Annotated in this window: 14 protein-coding genes; 9 read left to right on the forward strand and 5 right to left on the reverse strand. The window is 52.4% G+C overall.

The window, feature by feature from the left end:
* Positions 1-9: 9 nt before the first annotated feature.
* Positions 10-1,611, reverse strand: coding sequence for a sensor histidine kinase (locus EHSB41UT_RS20935; RefSeq protein WP_087112825.1), 1,602 nt, complete (start codon positions 1,609-1,611; stop codon positions 10-12).
* A gap of 180 nt (positions 1,612-1,791) precedes the next feature.
* On the opposite strand from EHSB41UT_RS20935, the gene EHSB41UT_RS20940 reads away from it, so the two are divergent.
* The 3 genes from EHSB41UT_RS20940 (at position 1,792) to EHSB41UT_RS20950 (ending at position 4,849) form a co-directional block, all read left to right on the forward strand.
* Positions 1,792-3,429: an NAD+ synthase gene (locus EHSB41UT_RS20940; RefSeq protein ID WP_087112826.1), complete on the forward strand. Its 1,638-nt coding sequence runs from the start codon at positions 1,792-1,794 to the stop codon at positions 3,427-3,429.
* A gap of 15 nt (positions 3,430-3,444) precedes the next feature.
* Positions 3,445-4,092 (forward strand): MBL fold metallo-hydrolase, encoded by a 648-nt coding sequence (locus tag EHSB41UT_RS20945; RefSeq protein ID WP_087112827.1) that lies wholly within the window; start codon positions 3,445-3,447, stop codon positions 4,090-4,092.
* 109 nt (positions 4,093-4,201) lie between these two features.
* Positions 4,202-4,849, forward strand: coding sequence for a YiaD family glycine zipper/OmpA-like lipoprotein (locus tag EHSB41UT_RS20950; RefSeq protein WP_087112828.1), 648 nt, complete (start codon positions 4,202-4,204; stop codon positions 4,847-4,849).
* 63 nt (positions 4,850-4,912) lie between these two features.
* Here the strand turns inward: EHSB41UT_RS20950 and EHSB41UT_RS20955 are convergent, their stop codons facing one another.
* The 3 genes from EHSB41UT_RS20955 to EHSB41UT_RS20965 form a co-directional block, all read right to left on the reverse strand.
* Positions 4,913-5,845, reverse strand: a complete 933-nt coding sequence (locus EHSB41UT_RS20955; RefSeq protein WP_087112829.1) for an acyltransferase — start codon at positions 5,843-5,845, stop codon at positions 4,913-4,915.
* Between the two features lie 97 nt (positions 5,846-5,942).
* Positions 5,943-8,030: a phosphate acetyltransferase gene (pta, locus tag EHSB41UT_RS20960; protein WP_087112830.1), complete on the reverse strand. Its 2,088-nt coding sequence runs from the start codon at positions 8,028-8,030 to the stop codon at positions 5,943-5,945.
* A 3-nt stretch (positions 8,031-8,033) separates the two neighbouring features.
* Positions 8,034-9,101 carry a potassium channel family protein gene (locus EHSB41UT_RS20965; RefSeq protein ID WP_087112831.1) on the reverse strand — a complete coding sequence of 356 codons (1,068 nt, stop codon included), beginning with the start codon at positions 9,099-9,101 and terminating at the stop codon, positions 8,034-8,036.
* 174 nt (positions 9,102-9,275) lie between these two features.
* On the opposite strand from EHSB41UT_RS20965, the gene EHSB41UT_RS20970 reads away from it, so the two are divergent.
* The 3 genes from EHSB41UT_RS20970 to trhO all read left to right on the forward strand — a co-directional run bounded on the left by EHSB41UT_RS20970 (position 9,276) and on the right by trhO (position 12,339).
* Positions 9,276-10,349, forward strand: a complete 1,074-nt coding sequence (locus EHSB41UT_RS20970) for a tRNA-queuosine alpha-mannosyltransferase domain-containing protein (protein ID WP_165767365.1) — start codon at positions 9,276-9,278, stop codon at positions 10,347-10,349.
* 250 nt (positions 10,350-10,599) lie between these two features.
* On the forward strand, positions 10,600-11,187 hold the full coding sequence (locus EHSB41UT_RS20980) for a hypothetical protein (protein ID WP_133060603.1): 588 nt from the start codon (positions 10,600-10,602) through the stop codon (positions 11,185-11,187).
* A 117-nt stretch (positions 11,188-11,304) separates the two neighbouring features.
* Entirely contained in the window at positions 11,305-12,339 is a 1,035-nt protein-coding gene (gene trhO / locus EHSB41UT_RS20985) for an oxygen-dependent tRNA uridine(34) hydroxylase TrhO (protein ID WP_242667383.1), read from the forward strand.
* Here the strand turns inward: trhO and hdfR are convergent.
* Positions 12,322-13,173 carry an HTH-type transcriptional regulator HdfR gene (gene hdfR, locus EHSB41UT_RS20990; RefSeq protein ID WP_087112835.1) on the reverse strand — a complete coding sequence of 284 codons (852 nt, stop codon included), beginning with the start codon at positions 13,171-13,173 and terminating at the stop codon, positions 12,322-12,324. The genes trhO and hdfR overlap by 18 nt on opposite strands.
* A gap of 98 nt (positions 13,174-13,271) precedes the next feature.
* Here hdfR and maoP point away from each other — a divergent pair, with 98 nt between their 5' ends.
* The 3 genes from maoP to EHSB41UT_RS21005 are packed head-to-tail and all read left to right on the forward strand — an operon-like array spanning position 13,272 to position 16,701.
* Positions 13,272-13,613, forward strand: coding sequence for a DUF413 domain-containing protein (maoP, locus tag EHSB41UT_RS20995; RefSeq protein WP_087112836.1), 342 nt, complete (start codon positions 13,272-13,274; stop codon positions 13,611-13,613).
* A 42-nt stretch (positions 13,614-13,655) separates the two neighbouring features.
* Entirely contained in the window at positions 13,656-14,699 is a 1,044-nt protein-coding gene (gshB, locus tag EHSB41UT_RS21000; protein ID WP_087112837.1) for a glutathione synthase, read from the forward strand.
* Positions 14,683-16,701: a flavohemoglobin expression-modulating QEGLA motif protein gene (locus tag EHSB41UT_RS21005; protein WP_087112838.1), complete on the forward strand. Its 2,019-nt coding sequence runs from the start codon at positions 14,683-14,685 to the stop codon at positions 16,699-16,701. Before gshB ends, EHSB41UT_RS21005 begins: the two co-directional genes overlap by 17 nt.
* Positions 16,702-16,718: the final 17 nt, after the last annotated feature.

Genomic DNA, 16,718 nt, shown 5'->3' on the forward strand with positions numbered 1-16,718 from the left:
AGTCGTTTATTACACACCGGTTATTCGCTTGTCCGGATGGGCGAAAGATATCCGGAATATGCAGCCGCCTGTCTCGTCAGGAGGCAGAAGCTCAAGGCTGGCCTGATTGGCTTCACATAGCTCGCGGCTGATATATAAGCCCAGGCCCGTGCCGTTTTTATCGGTGGTAAAAAACGGATTAAAAATGCTGTCGCGCTGATCTTCTGGAATGCCAGGCCCCTGATCAATGATCTCCAGCCAGGGGTGACCAGACGGACTAATGCCTGTGCGCATTTCCAAGCTGGCGGTTCCTGTCTTCTGTTGGCTATAGCGCAAGCCATTCAAGCTCAGGTTCATAACAACCTGATGTAGTTGTTTGATATCAAAGCGTGCCCATAGAGATTGCTCCGATTCATCCTTACCCATAGGATGGAATTGAATAGCTGGTGTTTCAAAGCCGGAGAAATATTCATCCTGAATAAAGTGTTGCAGCCAGCCATTCAAATCCAGTTTTTCGGGGTGCCAGCTCTCTTTACGTGATAACTGGAGAATGGTTTCAATAATTTCATTCATCCGGTTGCAGTGCTTATGGATAATGCCCAGAAGTTTCTGGTCGTATTTATCCAGATTCTCCGACTCTTCCATCAGTTGCGCTGAGTGGCTAATGGCTCCCAGAGGGTTTCTTATCTCATGGGCGATGCTGGCCGTCAGCTGACCAAGGGAAGCCAGCTTTAACTGCTGTGCCTGTTGTGCCATAGAGGCCTTGTCATCCAGGAATACCAGAACGAACACATCTGATTCATAGGTCAGTCGGGTAAAGCTGGGTTGAACCTCTGGTGTGTCCGGTGTGGTACGGAAGCTGTCGAGCTGTAGCTGAGGGTTTTCTTTCCACTGCCAGTAAGCGGTTTGCAGGGGATTGGATATCTGATCGAGATTGCCTTCCCGGTAGCGGGTGGCGAGCATATGGCTGGCCGCTTCGTTCATCATCAGAACCTGCGAAGGTTCCCGCAGCACAACAATACCGGTACGCATATGCTGCATGATGGTCAGGCTAAGCTGCTGCAGATTAATAGCTCGGCTCTGGCTTTGCATCGCGCTGCTGACAGTGGACTTTAAACGCAGGTTATAGCTCTGGATAATCAGAGTAGCTGCGAAGAACAATAGCCCGGTTAATCCGGCATCCAGCTCCTGCGAGAAGCCCATGTAGTAATCAATAAACAACAGAAATATCGATGCCATAGCAGTAAGCAGAACACCGATACGTCCGGGGATCAGAGTGTTGCCTATGGCGATCGGAATAAAGAGCAGGTTGGTCAGACCATTGTCGTTCACACTGCTCATCGTCAGCAGAATACAGAGCAGGATGATGTCCAGAAAGGTAATGGCAAACATCACCGTTCTGTTGGGCACGGGCTTCAGGAACATCATGGTGCCGAGCGCCTGCGCGCCATATATCAACGAAAAGATCACAGCGGCCGATGATGTAACTGCTGTGAAAACAAGAGGCGTTGCCGGAGTCACCGCAAGTATGAAAAAGATAACAGCCAGCATAAAACGATAGCTGCTGTAGAGGTTGTACATGCGGTGTGCCAGGGCCTGTTCCTGATCCACTGGCAAGGTATTGGCAGACAAGTGGGCGCTCTTTTTTGTTATGTGGACGTTAGTTGCCGATTCTACACAGGCGGTCGGATTCCGAAAACCGCTAAAAGCGAGCGGTATGGCACAGATCAAACTTCTGATAATACGCTGTAATGCTGGCAAATACGCTATAAAATAGCGGCCATATATAAGGAATTTTGAATTGAGGTTTTCATGGCCGCGACCCTGCGCGTTGCCCTTGCCCAGTTGAATCTGCTGGTGGGTGATATTGAAGGCAATGCCCGACGGATTGTTGAGGCTGCCCGTGAGGCAAAGACTCAGCACAACGCCGATATTATTGTATTTCCTGAGCTGACACTGTGTGGTTATCCCCCGGAAGATCTGCTTCTGCGACCGAGCCTGGATCTGCGTATCGGTCAGGCCATGCAGGATCTGGCCTATGCCTCCAGCAGTGAACTGTCCGGGCTGGATCTGGTGATTGGTGTACCGGTTAGAGTGGAAGGGCATCTGCAAAACCAGGCTGTGGTGATTCGCGATGGCCAGATTGTGGCCAGTCACGCCAAGTGGCACCTGCCTAACTACCGGGTATTTGATGAAAAGCGCTACTTCCAGCCAGGGAGCACTGCTGAAACCTATGAGTGTCAGGGTGTGAAAATCGGCCTGACCGTTTGTGAAGATATCTGGTTCCCGGATCCTGCCGCAGCGTTTAAGGAGTCCGGTGCCAATCTGCTGTTAAACCTGAATGCCTCCCCGTTCCATATGGATAAGCAGGGAGAGCGATACAGCGTCGTTAATCAGCGCTGTCAGGAAAATGGTATTCCTGTTGTCTATGTGAACCAGGTCGGTGGTCAGGATGAACTGGTTTTCGATGGTGGTTCATTTGTCATGAATGGTGATGGTGAACTGGCACTGTCAGCATCCACTCACGAAGAAACCATCGTTATTGCAGAGTACAACAAGGCGACAGGTGCGTTTGAGCAAGGGGAAAAGACTCCACTGAAGAGTCTGGAAGCCCGTGTTTACGACAGTCTGGTGCTTGGCGTCCGTGATTATGTGAATAAGAACGGCTTTAAAGGCATTGTTCTGGGGTTGTCCGGTGGTATCGACTCGGCCCTGACCTTGGCTGTCGCTACCGATGCTCTCGGCCCGGATCGGGTGGAAGCGGTGATGATGCCTTTCCAGTACACGGCCGAGATCAGCAAGGAAGATGCCGCTGCTGAAGCCCATGCTCTGGGAGTGACGTATAAAGAGCTGCCAATTAAGGGTATGTACGATGCCTTTATGGCGACCCTGGCGGACGAATTTGCCGGCACTTCCCGTGATACGACGGAAGAGAACCTGCAATCCCGTTGCCGCGGCGTTATGTTGATGGCTATCTCCAACAAGAAGGGCTATCTGGTTCTCACCACCGGTAACAAGAGTGAAATGGCCGTTGGCTATGCCACTCTCTATGGTGATATGGCCGGTGGTTTTGATGTGCTCAAGGATGTGCCGAAGACTCTGGTTTTTCGTCTCTCCGAATACCGTAACACCCTGTCTCCTGTCATCCCTCAGCGGGTTATTGATCGTCCACCGTCGGCCGAGCTGGCACCGGATCAGGTCGATGAAGATAGTCTGCCGCCCTACGATATTCTGGATGCCATTCTCGAGCTGTATATTGAGAAAGACCAAAGTGCGGAAGCGATTATCGCTGAAGGCTATGAGCGAGATGTGGTCTACCGCATCCTGCGCCTGGTGGATATCAATGAATACAAGCGTCGTCAGGCGCCTGTTGGTGTACGTATTACTTCCCGCGGTTTTGGTAAGGATCGCCGTTATCCGATTACCAACGGCTGGCGTCCAGGTGTTTAAAGCGGAAGAATCTGTATGAGTGAACAAAAACAGCCGGGGCTTATCCGGGATTCGTTTCCCGTTGGCCCACTGCAGTGCAACTGCACCATTATTGGTGATCCGATCAGCAAGAAGTGCATTGTTATCGATCCCGGTGGTGATGCCGATCTGATTCTCAGCCGGGCACAGAGTCAAGGGCTGACGATTGTCGCCCTGATTCATACCCATGCTCATCTGGATCACTTCCTGGCCAGCGGCGAGCTGAAAGAGAAAACCGGTGCACCGATCTATCTGCACAAGGAAGATCAATTCCTGTGGGACGCACTGGAAACACAATGTCGCATGTTTGGTGTGCCTTATAAGCCGGTTCCGCCTCCGGATTTCTGGCTGAAGGACGATGAACAACTGCCGTGCTGTAATGGTGTTGCCATGCACACACCCGGCCATAGTCCGGGTTCGATGAGTTTCTGGTTTGGCGATGACAAACTTTTGATCGCCGGGGATACATTGTTCCGAGGTGCCATAGGTCGTACCGATCTTTGGGGTGGCGACTTTGCCACAATCGAGAAGTCGATCAAAACCCGCCTTTATACCTTGGATGAAGAGGCTGTTGTTGTCACCGGGCATGGCCCGGACACCACCATCGGTGCTGAGATTCGGGGCAATATGGTTGTTAGGGGTTAGTCGTTTAATCTGTTTGTAAACCCTGTGGCAAATTGAGATATTTGTGATACAGATGCGTGGGATGATGAAACAAATTATTCCAATTAAATGTATGTGAAGGAGTCGCGACATGAAAAAGCTGGTTGCCATCTGTTTGGCAGGTGCCGTTCTTGCAGGTTGTCAGTCTACCAACCCTTATACGGGGGAGCAGCAAACAGCCAAATCCACCAAATATGCCGGAATCGGTGTGCTGGCAGGCGCTTTGGTTGGCGCTGCGGCCAATGGTAAGGATGGCGCTCTGGCTGGTGCGGCTCTGGGTGGTCTGGCTGGTGCTGGCTACGGTGCTTATGCCGATAAGCAGGAAGCAGCACTGCGAGCAGAGCTTCAGGGGACTGGCGTTCAGGTTGCCCGCTACGGTGACGATATCAAGCTGATCATGCCGGGCAATATTACTTTTGACAGCAGCGATGCCGCAATTAAGTCCGGCTTCTATCGGGTGCTGGGTTCTGTTGCGACAGTAATGAAGCAGTATGATGAGAACGCGATTGTGATCGTGGGTCATACCGATTCTACCGGTAATGAGCAAAAGACCAATATGCCGCTTTCCAATGAGCGAGCCATGAGTGTGGCCCGTTATCTGGAAGGGCAGGGTGTGGCTTCCGCACGAATTACTGCCTATGGCGTGGGTTCTTCTGAGCCGGTGGCATCCAATACCTCGCCAGCGGGTCGTGAGCAGAACCGCCGGGTGGAAATTGATCTTAAGCCGGTCGTGAGATAAGCCTTTCGAGATGAAAAAAGCCGAAGTGAAAACTTCGGCTTTTTTATGACTAACTCCTTTCGCTCAGGAAGTCAGTTCAGGTTGAGGCTGTTCAGTCTTGACCGTCTGTCTATCCATAAACCGGTCTTTCTCTTCCCACAAAACGTTGACCCATTTCTGGATATCCGCGCGGAACTCACGATCCTCCATATAGTTACGGCCAAGAAACTCCTCGGGAATCTTCACCAGCTCTACATGCAGGTGCGCAGATGGGCAGCGACCGCAGAGAAACTCCCAGAAAGATGGTGCCTGGTCACGGTACTCAATGGTGATATTGATCATATGCTTGATCTTGTCACCCATTGCGCCCATCACAAAACCAACGCCACCGGATTTAGGCTTCAGCAGATATTTATAAGGTGAGCCTTGTCGCTTATGTTTGGCAGGGGTAAAACGCGTACCTTCGACAAAGTTATAAATACACACCGGGCTGTCTTTGAACTTCTCGCAGGCCTTGCGGGTAGTCTTCAGATCTTCACCTTTTTTCTCCGGATGTTTGGCCAGATACTCCTTGGTGTGACGTTTCATAAACGGGAAGTCCAATGCCCACCAACACAAACCCAGCACCGGTACCCAGATCAGCTCCTGCTTCAGAAAGAACTTCAGCTGCGGCACTTTGCGATTCAGCAATATCTGCACCAATACAATATCGGCCCAGGATTGGTGATTACTGGTAACCAGAAAGGACGCACCGGGATCCATGCCTTGCAGAGTCTCGATACCGGATGCAGAGACAGCCATTGGGCTGCACAGTTTCATAACGATGTTATTGATGCTAATCCAGAATGAGACAATGCCATTCAGCACCCGGCTGCAGACAATACGAAAGCCGCGCAGTGGCAGAACAGCCTTGAGCAGGGCCACAGCAAAAAGTGGGATGCTGCAGGCTACAGTGTTGGCGACAATCAATATGGCAGCGAGGCTCCCCCTCAATGCGGGTGGCAGAAAAGTCAGCATGGTTCTCTTTCCGAGTTTGAATAGTTTTTCTCTTATTTACACCGTGGACTGTGACGTTACCACGGTGTTTTTGTAACAAGGTTATGAATACCGCCCCTTAATTCCCTGCCTGAATCGCCGTCAGCGCTATGGTATAGACGATATCGTCGACCAGCGCGCCCCGGGAAAGATCGTTGACCGGCTTGTTCAAACCCTGCAACATCGGGCCAACGCTCACCACATTAGCGCTCCGCTGAACAGCCTTGTAGGTGGTGTTACCCGTGTTCAAATCCGGGAAGATAAACACAGTCGCCTGTCCGGCAACCGGACTGTTCGGCGCCTTGCTGGCCGCGACTGAAGCAATAGCCGCTGCGTCATACTGCAGAGGTCCATCAATCAGCAGCTCTGGCGCCTGCTCTTTGGCGATACGCGTTGCTTCGCGCACCTTCTCCACATCTGAACCGTGACCAGACTGCCCGGTGCTGTAGCTGATCATGGCCACGCGGGGCTCAATGCCAAACGCCTGAGCAGAGCGGGCACTTTGCAGAGCAATGATCGCCAGCTCTTCTGCACTTGGATCAGGATTGACAGCACAATCGCCATAGACCACCACCTGATCAGGCAGCAGCATAAAGAAGACGGAGGAAACCAGCCCACCGGCCTGCGGATCGGTTTTTACCAGCTGGAAGGCCGGTCGAATGGTATTGGCAGTGGTGTGAATGGCGCCAGACACCAGACCATCCACTTCGTCCTGCGCCAGCATCATGGTGCCAAGCACAACGGTATCTTCCAGTTGCGCCTCGGCCATGGCTTCATTCAGACCCTTATGTTTGCGCAGTTCCACCATCGGTGCGATGTACTGCTGGCGAATGGTATCCGGTGCAATGATGGCCAGATCTTCTGGCAGGGTGATATCCAGGCCTCGAGCGATATCATGAATTCGCTCCGGATTCCCCAGCAGCACGCACTCGGCGATACCTTTGTTCTGGCAGATAACGGCAGCCTGAATAGTGCGGGGCTCTTCGCCTTCCGGCAGAACGATGCGTTTTTTCGCCTGCTGGGCCCTTTCCATCAGGTTGTAACGGAAGGCTGGTGGTGTCAGGAAGTGTTTGTGAGGGCGGCCACAGTGGCTGCGCAGCTTCTCGATATCGATATGTTCGGCGACGGTATCCATCACCATCTCCATACGCTCGACGTCGTCTACAGGCACTTCCGGGTCCATTCGATCCAGAAGCGTTGCCGTTTCATAGGAGTTGGTATCGGTCAGTAGAACTGGCAGACCGGATTCAGCAATGGCTGGCTGACAAAGGCGCATAATGCCTTTAGCGGGTTCCTCGCCATTGGTCAGCAGCAAGCCGGCCAGAGGTACACCATTGCCGGCGGCCATGCAGGCGGCCAGCACAATATCGTCCCGGTCACCTGGTGCGATAATTAACGTTCCGGCCACCAGGTGCTGGGTGACCTTGGCAGAACTGCGGGCGCACAGCACACGTTTGGTGACCCTACGGGAGTCGATCTGCCCTTCGTGCAGAACCTTGGCACCCATACGGTTGCTGATATCCCGGGTTCTTGGCGCTGCAAGTTCAGGGCTCCAGGGAATATGACCAATTGGTGGGAAGCTTTTGGCCGGCATGCGAGGCAGGGCTTTTAAGCCCGTTGGTGTGGTGCCGTACTTGTCGGTCAGCTCCGCAGGCATCTTATTCAATACATAACCCAGTACGGAAGAGTTTCTGACCCCGCCGTGGTAGTCAGCGCTGATACGCAGCAGGTCGACCAGTTCCCTCGGACTGTTTTCATCGGCCCGGGTAACGACAATCACGTCGGCACTCAGGGTTTTGGCCACATCACTGTTAAAGCGAGTGACCCAGGGGGTGTTGCGGGTGGGCGTCAGACCCTCCACTACCAGTGCATCAATCCCACTGCCAATGGCATGGTTCAAACGGCTGACAATCTCTTCCAACACATCATCCCGGCGGTTCTGGCCAAGCATATCTTCAACGTGATCGAACGACAGTGGCAGAGGGGGCTCCTGATGCAGGGTTTTGCGGGCAAACAGAACCGAGATGTCGTCCAGATTGCTCTGCTGGCTGACTGGTTTGTAGAAACGGACATGCATGCCGACCCGCTCAAGAGCCCGCACCATGCCCAGGGCTACGGATGTCAGGCCCGCACCATAACTGGTGGGTGATATATAAAAAATATGCATAGGTTATACGGCTTCTTTCGTCAGTTCCTGCCAGCTGATATCAGACGCGTGCAGGCGGTGCCTGGCCATGTAATACACCAGCTGTCCACCAGTTACCTGATGATTGGCGGGCGGGTTGAGTATCAGGTCTTCACCGTGAATGCTTTCCGCTGTCCCCAGTACCAGGGCGTCCCTATGAGCTTTGAAATAGCTGATCAGAGTGCTGAAATCACAACCTTCAAACTCGGCGGGAATCTGCAGGCTGAACTGGGTCGGGCCACTCAGAGTGTTGAGCAGCTGATTCTGAACCCGTGATGAACCTGGGTCCTGTGCGGAGCGCACCAGCATCTCTGTGGTATGGCTGATATGGCATTCCACCGTCGGCGCATGTTCGCGCAGCAGATCGGCCATGGAACGTTTCTGGAAGTGGCAGACAATATGAGCCTGGGTGCCGGTGGCCACCACTTTTAAAGCCGCAGCCAGAGTGCTGTCGTCATTGCCGGCAGAAATAATAATGCGGGCCGCTTTGGTAATACCGGAACGGTCACAGGCATCCTTGGAGGCCAGGTTTTCGGTCTGGATAAAAAAGATACGTTCCGGGTCCGGGTTTTCCATCTCCTGGGTAACCACCAGTACGACATCCCGTTTAACGCGCTTTTCGTCACCAAAGATAAGTTCGATCATTCGGCTGGTGGCTTCCCGGTGCCAGCCCAAAATCACCAGATGGTTATCTAACTGACTACTGAGGTCCAGCTGTCCCTTCATGCTTCGCCTCCAGGCGTTGACAAGGTGAGTAGAGAGTTTCCCGATGGCTGCGGCAAAGAGGGTAATGCCGCCTGGAATAATAAATAAACTGACGACCATTCGGCCGGCTTCGGTCTCCGGAGAGAGGTCGCCATAACCGACAGTCGATGCTGTGACTATATAGAAGTAGTAATAAATATTAGGGGCGACCAGTGATGTTTCATCAAACAGGCTCAGCAGGAACCAGGACGCCAGGAAATGTGCCACCAGAATCATGAGCAGCAGAAACCAGTTCAGCTGAAGCATGTGGTGATTGATGCGTAACAGGAAACGGACAAAAGGGCTCATAGTCTGCTCTCCCCATGAACTCTCAGGGAGAGCTTCCTCGTAAACGACGAATAGAGTCTTTTCATTGTGATATTTGGTCAGACCTTTTTGCAGTCATAATACATGGTTTAAAAGCATCTAAACATGGCAGTCTGTTATCCTTTACGGCCTGCTTTTTTACTTCCATGGACTGGTATGCGCATACTTCTCCTCTCCGGTTATGACGCTGTCTCCCACCGATACTGGCGGAAAGGGCTGGTAGAGCATTTCCCCGAACATGAGTGGACAGTGCTGACCCTGCCGGACCGTTATTTCAGCTGGCGTCTGCGCGGTAACAGTCTGACCTGGGCCATGGGGCCGGAGCGAGAGATACTGGAACAGCCCTGGGACAGAGTGATTGCGACGTCTATGGTGGATCTCGCTTCTCTAAGGGGAATGGTTCCGTCACTGGCTCAAGTACCGACGACGGTTTACTTCCATGAAAACCAGTTCGCTTATCCCCGTTCAGGTCACCAGGCGTTCAGTCCGGTCGAACCTCAGCTGCAGAGTCTGTATACCGCTCTGTGTGGCGAGCATCTGGTTTTTAATACCGAGTACAACCGGGATACCTTTTTTCATGGGGCAGCACAGCTGTTGAAGAAACTGCCGGACCATGTGCCTGCAGGTGTTGTCGAGTTTCTGCAGGCTCGGAGCCGGGTGATTCCGGTGCCTCTGGCAGATGATGTACCGGATGCTAAAGCGGAGCAGATATTGAATCCAGACAGTCTGCTGGTCGCCTGGGCGGCTCGCTGGGAATATGACAAGGGTCCGGATCGGCTGTTATCCATTATTACTGGCCTAGAAGCATCAGGGCTGGACTATCAGCTCTGTATTCTTGGGCAGGCTTTTCGCAAGCAGCCGCCAGAGTTTGAGCAGATTCGTGAGACATTCGGCCATCGTTTAAGCCATTTTGGCTATGCCGAGTCCCGTGAGGATTACCTGAACTGGCTGAGTCGGGCTGATATTCTGCTATCAACCTCTAGGCACGAATTCCAGGGTATCTCGGTTATGGAAGGCGTTGCCTGCGGAGCCTGGCCGGTACTTCCTAACGAGCAATCCTATCCCTGCCTGTTCGGAGATGATTATCTTTACGACAGTGATGAGCAGGCGGTTAACAAGATAGTTAGTTATGGGCAACAAAAGCTGTCAGGGAAGATGAATAGCCCGGTGCCGAATATGGGAAAATACCGCTGGAATACTTGCCGGGAAGCCTATCAGCAGGTGCTATGAGTTGCTGCCGACTTTGGTCGTAACGCGGGAACTTTGGGGGGCACTTAGGTTTCTAATCGGGGAATAACCTTTGCCGGAGATGTCAGAAATGGCTGCAACCTATCCCCCTCGTCCCGTACCCAATTCCCAGGGCTTTGTCCCAAATGGGCCCTATGTGCCGCCGTCATCGCAACAGGCATCGCAGCCAGGGCACCCACATTCTTCAACCCGGCCGGTTCCGCCAAGCAAGAATATCCCAGGCCAGCCTCCTGTGCCTGGGCAGCAGCCTTCGCTTTCCCAGAGGCAGACCAACCCACACAATGTTTCACATCCGCCTTCAAGCCAGCCTTCGACTCAGCCCAAATCCATTCAGGAGCAGGTGCAGGATGTTGTAAGTGAGCAGTATGCAGTCTCGACGCTGGATGATGCTTTACTCTGCCTGCAGAAGCCCGAACTGGCTCAGCAGAAGGGCATTATCATTTTGGTGACTCTGCCCAATACCAATGGTCGGCAGGTGTCTGTCGCGCCTCCTGAGAAGGGAATGAGCCCAGAACAGCTGAAGCCTTACATGGACGCAGCCAGTACAGCTCTGAGCGGCATGAAGAGTAAGTATTCCGTGCGTAAAGATGATTTCTATGAAGGAACTTATAACCAGCTGAAAGCCAGTTATATGCAGGAGGTCAAGAAGACTCCGGGCGCCCCGGATTGGGATACTTTCTTTGCAAATGTAAAAAAGAACGCCCACCAGTTCCGCTGCCAGTTGGACGATGGTTCTGTGGTCGTCTTCAGCCAGCAGACTCCGAAAAAGCCTGTGCCGCCTTCCCACCCTTCGGTCAGTCTGAAGCAGACCAAAAAGTAACTCGCCATTTCCCAGTCCGGACTTTTTCTCCGGGCTGGGTTAAACTCCCTTCCTCAGAATAATTCTTATGAAAAAGCGCCGGATTTACGCTCCGGTCAGCCAGAAGGATAACAAGACGTGAGTATTTCCCAACCTCAGGGCTCTAATAAGAGCAGTGGCTCTGTGGTCGTTTGTGCCCTGTATAAGTTTGTCTCCCTTGAAAACCATGAAGCTATCCGTGAACCGCTGCTGAACTTTATGCTGGAGCAAGGTGTACGCGGCACTCTGTTATTAGCCTCTGAAGGCATCAACGGTACGGTTGCCGGCAGTAGGGCTGCTATTGATGCGCTGCTGGAATGGTTACAGAACGATGCCCGCCTGAATCCTATTGAGTACAAGGAATCCTATACCGAGGAACTGCCGTTCCGCCGCACCCGGGTCAAACTCAAAAAAGAGATTGTGACCATGGGCATTGAAGGCATAGACCCTCGCAAGACAGTGGGTACTTACATTGATCCTAAAGACTGGAATGCTCTGATTAGTGATCCGGACGTTGTGCTGGTGGACACCCGCAACGATTATGAAGTGCAAGTTGGCACATTTCAGGGAGCGGTTAACCCGAATACGGAAACCTTCCGCGAGTTCCCGGATTATGTGCAGAACAATATGGACAGCACCCGGCAAAAGAAGGTGGCAATGTTCTGTACCGGCGGTATCCGCTGTGAAAAGTCTACGGCTTATATGAAAGAGCGGGGCTTTGATGAGGTCTACCACCTGAAAGGCGGCATTCTGAAGTATCTGGAAGAAGTGCCTGAAGAAGAGTCTCTCTGGAAAGGGGAGTGTTTTGTATTTGATGAGCGGGTGACGGTTAATCACCAGCTTGAGAAAGGCAGCTATGACCAGTGCAACGCTTGTCGTCTACCGATTACGGAAGAGGAAAAGCAGAGCGAAAAATATCAGCAGGGTGTGAGCTGTCCACATTGCTTCGACAAACTCTCAGACAAGCAGCGTCAGCGTTTCAGTGAGCGTGAAAAGCAGATGCAGCTGGCCAAAGAGCGTGGCGAACATCATATCGGTGGTGATGTTTCCGAAACCATTCGCCAGCGTCGGGATAATAAAGAACAGGAACGTAAGCGTCAGCAGGAGCTGGCGGCATCACGCCTGAAGTCTTAGTTCCGCAATTAACTCGTCTAACGTCGTCTGGTATTCAGAATCCTGATGCCAGGCGGCGTAGATGTGCCGCTCCAAAACCGGTGCCGCGTCCACGATAAACAACTCTCCGCGTTCCAGCTCCGAGGCCACGACATTCGCCGGCAGATAAGCGCAGCCATTGGTCTGGTGCAGAGCATTCATGGCAATGCGCAGGCTGTTGGTCTGCAGGATTGGCAAGGGCAATTCTGGCAGTGCACGAGCCAGCTCACTGCCAAAGCGGGTGCCCCAATCAATCATTATCCAGTTATCGTCTGGCTCACTGGGCAGCCAGTCGGATGTTTTGGCCTCCGTTGTTACCAGTACCATATCAATGGTCTTTACCGCCTTGCAGGCCAGTTCATCCACCTTGGGTGGATCAAACATCACGCAGAGATCCAGGGTACGTTCCAATAAACGACGGGGCAGGGTTTCTGCACTCAGGCTTTCTGCCCTTAATACTCGTGAACTGTTCGTCGCCAGCAAGGCTGTGACCCTTTCCTGCAGAAGAATGTCCCAGACATTGGCCGTGGCACCGATGGCAATCTGCTGCTGGTGAGTTTGATGCAGAGCAACATCCTGTCGTGCCCGATGCAAAGCGGTAAGGATGGATTCGGCATGGGGAAGCAGACGTTCACCGGCAGACGTCAGCCGGATATTGTGACGGGTGCGTTCAAACAGCGGGCTGTTTAACAGGGCCTCCAGCTGGCGGATACGGGCGCTGACAGCCGATTGGGTCAGATAGAGGTTTTCGGCCGCTTTGCCAAAGTGACGGGTGCGGCTGACTTCCAGAAACGTTTTCAGTAAATCCGTATCCATAAATTTTCTTCTTAACGAGAAAAAAATATTGTTTTACCGGCGGCGAACATTACTGCATAAAGCGGCGGTTTTATATCGGTATTTCAGGAAGTTTGCAGATGTTGCAAGTTGAAGAGACTCAAGGATTTGAACGCGGTGCAAGCCGTTGGTACGACAACGTCAACTGCCCGCACGGTTTTGCCCGTTCCGGCCACTTTACCCTGAAGCAGGCGGAGTTCCTGGAGTGGTACGGCCGCAGCCTGAAAGCACTGACTGCAGGTGAAGTGCTGGCGGGTACTCCAGAGCAGGAAGAACTGCTGAAGGTGGTGACTGGTGAGAAGCCGGCAGAAACCTTTGCAGAAAAAACCTGGAACCGTTATGTGCAGATTCTGACCCCACACTGGGTGTCTTTCTGCAGCGAGTTTTCTCCATCCTCCGACTATTCTTCCGAAAGTGCCTGATCGGGCTTCAGTTGAATTGTCGTTGAGTAGTGGAATAGACCGTTGAAAATCTGTTTTCTGATGTACCCGTGGGAACGTGTGGAGCCTGAAACGGACACCACACTGCGTATCATTCACGAATGTGCCTCCCGCGGGCATACGGTGGCGATTGCTACCACCAGCAGCCTGACCATGCAGGACAGCGTGGCCAGTGCCTTCTGTGATGTGCTCAAGCGCAGCGATAAAGTGGTGGAGAATATCCCGACCTTTTATCGTAAAGCCGAGTTCCGCCGAGCTCAGCTGCCGCTGTCCGGCTTTGACGTGATCTTTATGCGCTGTAATCCACCGCTGGATCTGCTGACCCTGAACTTTCTGGATTCTGTTCGTGAAGATACCTTCATCATGAACGATATCGATGGTCTGCGTATTGCCAATAACAAGCTGTACACAGCCTCGTTCCAGGATATTGCCAAGGAATTTATTCCGGCGACCCACGTTTCCAAGAATCGTGATTTCCTGCAGAAGGTGATTGAAGAGTCTTCCCAGGAGAAGATGATTCTCAAGCCTTTGAATGGCTATGGCGGTCAGGGCGTGATCGTGGTGGAAAAGAGTGCCCGCGCCAACCTGCGTTCACTGCTGGACTTCTACATCGGCGGTCAGGAAGGCACCGGTGGCAACTATGTGATCCTGCAGGATTATGTGGAAGGCGCAGAGCTGGGTGATGTGCGGATTCTGATGCTGAATGGTGAGCCAATAGGCGCCATGCGTCGGGTACCGGCCAAAGGGGATGTGCGTTCCAACGTACACGCCGGTGGTACGGTTGTGAAACATATGCTGTCCAAAGAAGAGAAAGAACTGTGTCGTCAGATCGGTCCCAAGCTGGTTCGTGACGGTCTCTACTTTGCCGGCATTGATGTGATCGGCGGCAAGCTGATTGAAGTCAATGTGATGAGTCCCGGTGGTATTACCCGTATCAACCGCCTGAACAGGGTCAAGCTGCAGAAGCCTGTGGTTGACTTTATTGAGGGTGTGATTCGGGCCCGGGAGAATTCCATAAACAGAAAAAATTCTTTCCGACAGTTAATAGAAGATGCAGACACAATCTGAGCAGAGGATCCTCTCTGAGCACGATGTTCTGGATCGGATTTCCCGCAGGGAAACCTTTGAGGGCTGCCTTGATGGCAGCCTTCATATCAAGATCCAGGATTATGTGCCCTTTCTGGCCACGGCAGTTCATGCCGGCCACAACCTTCGTTCTGAACTGATAAAAAAATGTGCGCTCACGGAGGAGGAGCGAATTTATGGTGAAGACCTGTTCACCGATGAGCTGATCAGCGCTTTTCCCATAACACTGAGTGTGCTTGATTCCCGTTATGAGTATGATCTCAACCGGGCTCCGGAGCAGGCTGTTTACCATGAAGCCTGGGGGAAGATGGTCTGGCGAAGGCCATTAACCGAGCGGCAGAAACAGGCCAGTCTGGAGAAACACGCCCGCTATTACCGCATTCTCAAGGCTCTGCTCGGCACCCTGAATAGCATCTACGGTAACTCCTTTCTTCTAGATCTTCATACCTATAACTATAAGCGTTTAACGACTCTCGACTCCTTTTCGGAAACTATTCCGGTATTCAATATCGGCACCTGGCGGATGAATACTTCCCGGTGGGGTTCGACGCTGGCCGCTTTTGAAAGCAGGCTCTGTGGTATCACTCTACCCAACCTGCGTACGACAGTTGCACAAGATCAGGTCTTCCAGGGGAAAGGCTATCAGGCGGCGTTCTGCCGGAAACATGCTCGGGATACCCTGGTTCTGCCGCTTGATGTTGCCAAGGTTTATATGGATGAAGAGACAGGGCAGCCTTATCCTTTGGTGTTAGAAGCGCTGGGCGATCAGTTGTACCACGCCTGTCTTGATACGGTCGGGCAGTTTGCGAAAAAACAGAAGCTTAATCTGCGCAAGCAGGATCTGGTCAGCTCGGATCTGGAGCCGGCGGTTTTGGCTGTGGATAAACAGCTTTACCGCATGGCACGTAATCTCAATACCCTGAGTTATGTGAATCCTGTAAACCTCCACTCCGAGAAGAAGCGCTTTCTCGCCAACCCCACCGGCTATGAACCGCAGTTCCGTTACCGGCAGCTACAGATTGATCCCTATGATTATCGGGAGAAGCTCTACCGCTTGCCGGTGTCAGATATTCAGGATCCTTTGCTGCGCTCACTCTATCGGGATGTTGTGGATTCTTACGGCAACAAGGTGGAGATGCTGACGCATCTGGGTACCGAGCAGTTCCTTTATAACTCTCTGCGTTACTATGGTCAGCCCGACGAGCATGATATCGCTAATGCTCACTTTCTGCTGCATGCCCCGGAGATAGATATAGACCCGGATCTCCTGGTGAAGCTCACGGCCCGTGAAGCGTTGCCACTGTTTCAGGCCGCTGTTGCCGAGCGCAAGTTGGATGTGTCTGTTCAGATCAGTCGCAAGATTGTAGCCAAGGCCATGGTGGATGGGGAAAAGCGACAGCTGTTGATTAATGAGTCCGCACAGTTTTCCCGCTTGGATATCCGGGCGCTGATTCATCATGAAATCGACGTACATCTCTACACTACCTTTAATGCCAGTCAGCAGCCGCTTAAAGTTCTGGCTCTTGGCTTACCTGGCAATACCCATACTCAGGAAGGTCTGGCGATTTTCAATGAGTATATGAGTGGCGGTTTAAGTGTAGGGCGGTTGCAAATTCTTGGTCTGCGGGTGCTGGCGGTAAATATGCTGATGAAAGGTTATAGATTCAGCCAGATTTACCGGGTGCTGGTGGAAGAGTATCAACTGGATAAGGATACTGCCTTCTCGTTGGTGATGCGGGTAACCCGAGGTGGTGGTTTTACCAAGGATTATGTTTATCTGACCGGCCTGCGAGATGTTTTGAAGTGTTATTCAGAACATGACCTCGCGCCACTGTTTGTTGGTAAAACATCGCTGAAATATCGGGAGACACTTACCGAGCTGCTGGAACGGAAGATTCTGGTTCAGCCCCGGCATCTGCCGGACTTCAGTGCCCCGGCGGATCATCACCCGGTGCTGGATTATCTATTGACCGCATTACGTTAATGGCATAACCAAAATGA

Source organism: Parendozoicomonas haliclonae (genome assembly GCF_900174585.1).
Taxonomy (GTDB): domain Bacteria; phylum Pseudomonadota; class Gammaproteobacteria; order Pseudomonadales; family Endozoicomonadaceae; genus Sansalvadorimonas; species Sansalvadorimonas haliclonae.